This window comes from Shigella sp. FJ200513 (genome assembly GCF_040495915.1).
Lineage (GTDB): Bacteria > Pseudomonadota > Gammaproteobacteria > Enterobacterales > Enterobacteriaceae > ECMA0423.
This window is the reverse complement of record NZ_JBDYCV010000156.1, coordinates 1-5,894: the sequence shown is the minus strand read 5'-3', so window position 1 is coordinate 5,894 and position 5,894 is coordinate 1. Positions and strand designations below refer to the sequence as shown.

The 5,894-nt window shown below is 52.9% G+C and carries 4 protein-coding genes and 3 pseudogenes; all 7 read left to right on the top strand.

Translation table 11 applies throughout. The features are described 5' to 3' along the window. Nucleotides 1-75: 75 nt before the first annotated feature. Nucleotides 76-809 (top strand): annotated as a pseudogene (locus ABZJ92_RS20100) (PBSX family phage terminase large subunit); the annotation flags it as partial. Further along, on the top strand, nt 809-2,275 hold the full coding sequence (locus ABZJ92_RS20095) for a DUF1073 domain-containing protein (protein WP_000113501.1): 1,467 nt from the start codon (nt 809-811) through the stop codon (nt 2,273-2,275). The pseudogene ABZJ92_RS20100 and the gene ABZJ92_RS20095, both read left to right, overlap by 1 nt. After that, nucleotides 2,166-2,909 carry a phage head morphogenesis protein gene (locus ABZJ92_RS20090; protein WP_000184977.1) on the top strand — a complete coding sequence of 248 codons (744 nt, stop codon included), beginning with the start codon at nt 2,166-2,168 and terminating at the stop codon, nt 2,907-2,909. Before ABZJ92_RS20095 ends, ABZJ92_RS20090 begins: the two co-directional genes overlap by 110 nt. Before the next feature lie 3 nt (nt 2,910-2,912). Beyond that, complete coding sequence (locus ABZJ92_RS20085) at nt 2,913-4,133, top strand: DUF2213 domain-containing protein (protein WP_000873153.1); 1,221 nt, start codon at nt 2,913-2,915, stop codon at nt 4,131-4,133. A 3-nt stretch (nt 4,134-4,136) separates the two neighbouring features. Next, nucleotides 4,137-4,626 (top strand): annotated as a pseudogene (locus tag ABZJ92_RS20080) (structural cement protein Gp24). 11 nt (nt 4,627-4,637) lie between these two features. Beyond that, a complete protein-coding gene (locus ABZJ92_RS20075; RefSeq protein ID WP_000627468.1) occupies nt 4,638-5,579 on the top strand; it encodes a DUF2184 domain-containing protein in 942 nt (313 codons plus the stop codon). A 41-nt stretch (nt 5,580-5,620) separates the two neighbouring features. Beyond that, a pseudogene (locus ABZJ92_RS22550) lies at nt 5,621-5,752 on the top strand (STY1053 family phage-associated protein); the annotation flags it as partial. Between the last annotated feature and the right edge of the window lie 142 nt (nt 5,753-5,894).

Here is a 5,894-nt window from a genome sequence, read left to right as displayed (position 1 = left end):
ACGGGAATATCTGCGGCAGCGGGCTTGTAATGGGTTAAGTGATAACAGATGTCTGGAAATATAGGGGCAAATCCAGCAATCATCAAACTGTCTTGGATAGAAGCCGCAGTGGATGCGCACAAAACGTTAAATTTCGAACCCAGTGGAAGAAAGCGTATTGGCTTTGACGTGGCTGACAGTGGTACAGATAAGTGCGCTAACGTTTACCGTCACGGATCCGTTGTTTTCTGGGCCGACGAATGGAAGGCCAAAGAAGATGAATTACTGAAGAGCTGCCAGCGTACTTATCAGGCGGCGCTGGAGCGTGAAGCAGATATTGTTTACGACTCTATCGGTGTTGGTGCGTCTGCCGGTGCTAAATTCTCTGAAATTAACGCTGACCGGAAGAGCGAGAACGCATACGCGCGACGTGTGAATTACCAGAGGTTTAACGCCGGTGCTGGTGTGCATGAGCCAGATGACGAGTACAACGGCATCCCCAACAAAGACTTTTTCGCAAATCTTAAGGCTCAGGCATGGTGGCTGACCGTTTCAGAAATACGTTTAACGCCATTAACAACGGAGAACAGTATCCTGTGGATGAGCTGATCAGCATAGATTCTCGTTGTCCGTTGCTTGAAAAGCTGAAACTGGAACTGACAACACCTCATCGTGATTTCGACCGTAACGGACGTGTGATGGTCGAAAGTAAAAAAGACCTCGCAAAACGCGAGATACCGTCACCAAACGTTGCTGATGCATTCATTATGGCCTTCGCGCCAATCGATACATCGCTGGATATCTGGGAACAGCTGGGGAGACAGGCCTGATGGCACGAAACAAACAAGCCCTGCGGCGAACTGTGCAGGCCACAGCTGATGGTTATGAGAATTTTATTGCCCGAGTAGGGATGCAGACACCTAACCAGCACTCAGCATCCACCTACCGGGCTAATTTCACCAGTCGTAACCGCATGCTGGTGGAATGGTCCTATCGTTCATCCTGGATCATCGGCGAAGCAGTCGATGCTATCCCGGATGATATGACCCGCAAAGGCATTCGCATCACTTCGGAAATTGATGCAAAAGATCGTGGCATTCTCGAATCACAACTGGATGAGTTGCAAATCTGGGATGCGCTGAATGACGTGCTGAAATGGTCGCGCCTCTACGGCGGCGCGGTGGGTTTCATCATGATTGAGGGGCAGGCACCAATGACCCCGCTGCGACCCGAAACCATCGGTAAGGGCAAGTTTAAGGGGATTCTCCCGCTCGACCGCTGGATGGTCGACCCGGCACTGACCCGCCGCATTAAAGATATGGGGCCGGACCTGGGTAAACCTGAGTTTTACGATGTGGTGACCACAGCAACGGGAATTCCTGCCTGGCGCATTCATCACAGTCGCCTGATTCGCTTTGATGGCGTCACGTTGCCATTTCAGCAGAAGATGACCGAGAACGAATGGGGAATGTCGGTTGTAGAGCGTATCTGGGATCGTCTTACCGCGTTCGACAGCGCTACTGTCGGCGCGGCGCAGCTGGTCTACAAGGCGCATTTGCGTACCTACAGCGTGGAGAAGCTACGCGAGCTTATCGCACTTGGTGGTCCTGCGTATGAAGCGTTGCTGAAGAATATCGACCTGATTCGACAGTTCCAGAGTAATGAAGGCATGACGCTCATGGACTCGCGGGATAAGTTTGAAACCCATCAGTACAGCTTCAGTGGTCTGGATGACATCCTTTCGCAGTTTGCAGAACAGATTAGTGGCGCTGTTGGTATCCCACTGGTGCGGTTGTTCGGACAGTCCCCGAAAGGATTTTCTACCGGTGATGCAGACCTTGCCAACTATTACGATCGCATCAGTTCGTTGCAGGAGAGGCGTTTACGTCTTCCGGTGCGGCGGATACTGGACATCATGCATCGTTCGGAACTTGGCAAGCCGCTGCCGGACGATTTCACGTTTGAGTTTAACCCGCTCTGGCAAATGTCTGATGTCGATCGCTCAACGGTGGCGTTAAACACCACCAACGCAATCAGTACGGCGATGGGTGATGGTCTGATGACACTGAAAGCCGCTATGACTGATTTGCGAGAAAATTCTGACGTAACCGGCATAGGGGCATCCATTACCAACGAGGACATCGAGAATGCCGAAGATGAAGCGCCGCCCGGCATCGGCGAACCTGATGACGAACCGCAGGAGCCGTCAGGCGGAAATCCGGTATCGAACCAGCCTACGCAGGATAGCGAGGGCGGTCGGAGACATCGTAAATGGTCGCTACGATGGTTCAAATGACAGTATCACGGAAATTATTGCGGCGCTGGAGCGTTACAGTGAAATCATCACCCCCTGGGCGACAAAGGTCGCGGAAAACTTTACTGCGGACCTAACCCGGCAGAACGAGAAAGTTTGGCGGCAACACAGCAAGAACATCAGTCGCGAGCTCCGCAATCTTGTGGAAAGCGCTCCTGTGGGCCAGGTGATGCAATCCATCATCGCCGAACAGGTCAAGTACATCAAATCTCTGCCTCTCGAGGCCGCAGACAGGGTGTACGACATCCAGAACAAAGCGATAGAGGCTGTTGTCACCGGTGGTCGGGCGGAGCAGTTTGCTAAAGAGATTGCATCTACCGGCGATGTTGCTAAGTCTAGGGCCGATCTGATTGCCCGAACGGAACTGGGAAGAGCAACGGGCGCGCTGGATATGGCCCGAGCGATAGCTATTGGCTCGGATGGTTATATTTGGCGTACAGCCGATGATGGCGATGTCCGAGATTCCCACGATCACATGAAAGGTAAATTCGTCCGCTGGGATTCACCTCCAACTTTGGACGGCATGACCGGCCACGCGGGCGAGCTGCCAAACTGCCGCTGCTATAAAGAGATCGTGTTTGTTCGCGTTCCATTCGCAATGAAAAGGGCAGCATAACCCATGAAATACTTTTTTGAGACCAGGCTCGGGGAAACCCGATACCGCCTGGCTGACGGCTCGTTGCTGTGCAAAGACGTGCCGATAGGACGAACAGGTAAGCAGCTCTATGGTGCTGATGACCTGCCAAAACTGAAACCCGATAAGTTCGTTGAAATAGTCGTCACGCGTTCTCCTGAGCAGGTATTCCATCCGGCCACGCTTGCCTCATTCGAAGGGATGAGCATCACGATCCTGCATCCTGAAGATGAAAACGGGAATGTGCGGCTGGTAAATCCCGAGAACTGGAAAGTGCTTGCTGTCGGGCACCTCCAGAATGTCCGGCGCGGGACGGGTGAGCAGTCTGATTTGATGCTGGCTGACCTTATCGTCAAAGACGAAAGCGCCATTCAGCTTATCGAAGATGGCCTGCGCGAAGTGTCGTGCGGCTATGACGCGGAGTACGAGCAGACCGAGCCAGGTAAAGCCGAGCAGGTCGATATTACCGGAAACCATGTGGCTCTTGTCCCTAAAGGCAGAGCCGGAAATCGTTGTGCAATTGGAGACAGAGACACAATGGCAAATCAAAAGAAAAACTGGTGGAACCGCATGCGTGCGGCCATCAAGACAGGAGATGCCGACACCATGAACGAACTGGTGGAGTCGGCTCCCGCATCGGTTACAGGAGATGAGGGGGATTTGCCGCAGGGCGTTAATCTCAACATCAACCTGTCCCCGCAGCAACCACTACCGGACAAAGCACCAGAGATGGGCGGAGATCCAACCGGCGACAGTGATGATGACCTCAAAACATTACTGAAAGCCCTGCTGGCTAAGCTGGAAAGAAATGCCACGGGCGATAACGATAATAAGCCTGACGATAATCCGACCGGTGACGGCGAGGACGATGAAGAGGAAACCACGATTACTGGTGACTCAGCCTGGCGTGCCGAAGTTATCGTTCCGGGTATCGATCTGAGCCGTAAGATGAAACCGACCGCGTTCAAACGCGAGGTTCTGGCTTCTGCTGACAAAACGCTGGTTCGCCAGATAGTCGGTGATGCGGATATCCGCAAATTACCGAAACAATCGGTCGACATGGCGTTTAATGCCGTGTCTGAGGTTGCCAAAGGGCGAAACACCCGCGCCACCACCGGCGATGCACAGCGCCTAAACATGGGCATGACCAGTATCGCTTCCCTGAACAAACAAAACGCTGAATTCTGGGCAAACCGTAAAGGGTAAAAAATGAATAATGTATTTCTGTACCGGATGCCTGTTGGCATTGCCGGGGCTGTCTCTCGCCCGCAGGACTTAACCGTCGAACCGGTGGTCCTTAAATCCGATAACGCCTTCGCTGCCTATGGCCTGGCTGGTAAATACGATGATGACGGTTTTTTCGTGCCGCTGGCAGATGGTGATACCGCAGACAAGGTGAAGGGGATCTACGTGCGCCCTTATCCGACCACGTCGCAGCCGGACATGGTTCGCCAGGTGGGAACAGGCAAGAACTTCCCGGGCGACGCCATGAAGCGTGGCTACGTGACCGTTAATCTCGGTTCTGATTTTGATGCCAGCACTATCAAAAAAGGCGATCTCCACTGATGAATCCATCAAAGTGCCTCTGGGTGGATTCATGTCCACGTCAGTCAGTGGCAAAAACGTGGTGCTGACCAACGCTGAATTCACAGGTGCCGGTGATGCTGACGGCAATGCAGAAATTTCCTGGAAGATTTAAGGAACAGACGAATGATTACTTTTGATCAGGCAACCGTTGACAGCTCTGGTGCCTTTCTCATCGGGGAGCTGGAGAGACTCGACCAGACGCTGAACCTGCCACTGGTGGGGTACACCTGGAGCCGCGATATTCAACTGCGTGAAGACGCCTCCATCGCAGATGACATTTCCAGCTGGACGAATACCAGCTTCGCCGCTGCGGGTACTGGCGCAAATCCGAATGGAAAAAACTGGGTAGGCAAAGACTCAACCGCTATTGCTGGCGTGAACGTGGATATCGGCAAATCCGGTAACCCGCTGAACCTGTGGGGGATGGAACTTGGCTGGACGGTCATAGAATTGCAGGCTGCTCAGCAGGTCGGCCGCCCGATTGATACGCAGAAGTATGACGGTATGCAACTGAAATGGCAGATGGATAACGATGAACAGGTATATGTTGGCGATTCCGCATTAAACCTGAAAGGCCTTGTTACCCTGGACGGCGTGCCTGTCAACAACGCTGCCAAAACGTGGGCAACCTCAACACCGGACGAAATCCGCGCAAGCATTAACCAGGTGCTGTCTGATGCGTGGGCCGCTTCTGGTTACTCTGTGGTTCCGCGTGATTTGCTGATCCCGCCTGAGCAGTTTGCTCTGTTGTCCAGCATCATCGTTTCATCTGCAGGTAACCAGTCCCTGTTGACGAACCTTCAGACCAACACCATCAGCTATCACCAGAACGGTGTTCCGCTGAATATCCGCGCGGTTAAATGGCTGAAAGGCCGTGGTGTGGGGAATAAGGATCGCATAGTTGCGTACACCAACGATAAAAAATACGTCCGCTACCCGCTGGTTCCGCTTCAGAGCGTGCCGGTGCAGTATCGCGGTCTGTATCAGATCGTCACTTACTACGGCAAGCTGGGTGCAGTCGAGCCAGTGTACAAAGAAACCATTTCGTACGTTGATGGCATTTAACAGCCACATGGCCCCCTGGCGGGGCCATTAAGGATGACCCGATGGCAAAAAATGATGCAGTAATACACGTACATACCCCGTTTGTGCTCACGCTTCCCGACGGTTCTCGGCGCGAGTTTGTTAAAGGCCGTCATGTTGTGGAGGAAGACGTTGCCACGCACTGGTTCACTCGTGCGCACGCGGAAGTATCCGTTGGCAAAGCCACAGACGCGCGTAACGAGGTAAAAAATGCCAAAGAATTGAGGTGTACTGGCAATAGCGGACACTACCATTTGTTCTTTTTTTAAGCAGCCATCTGATGATATTTTTCCCTGA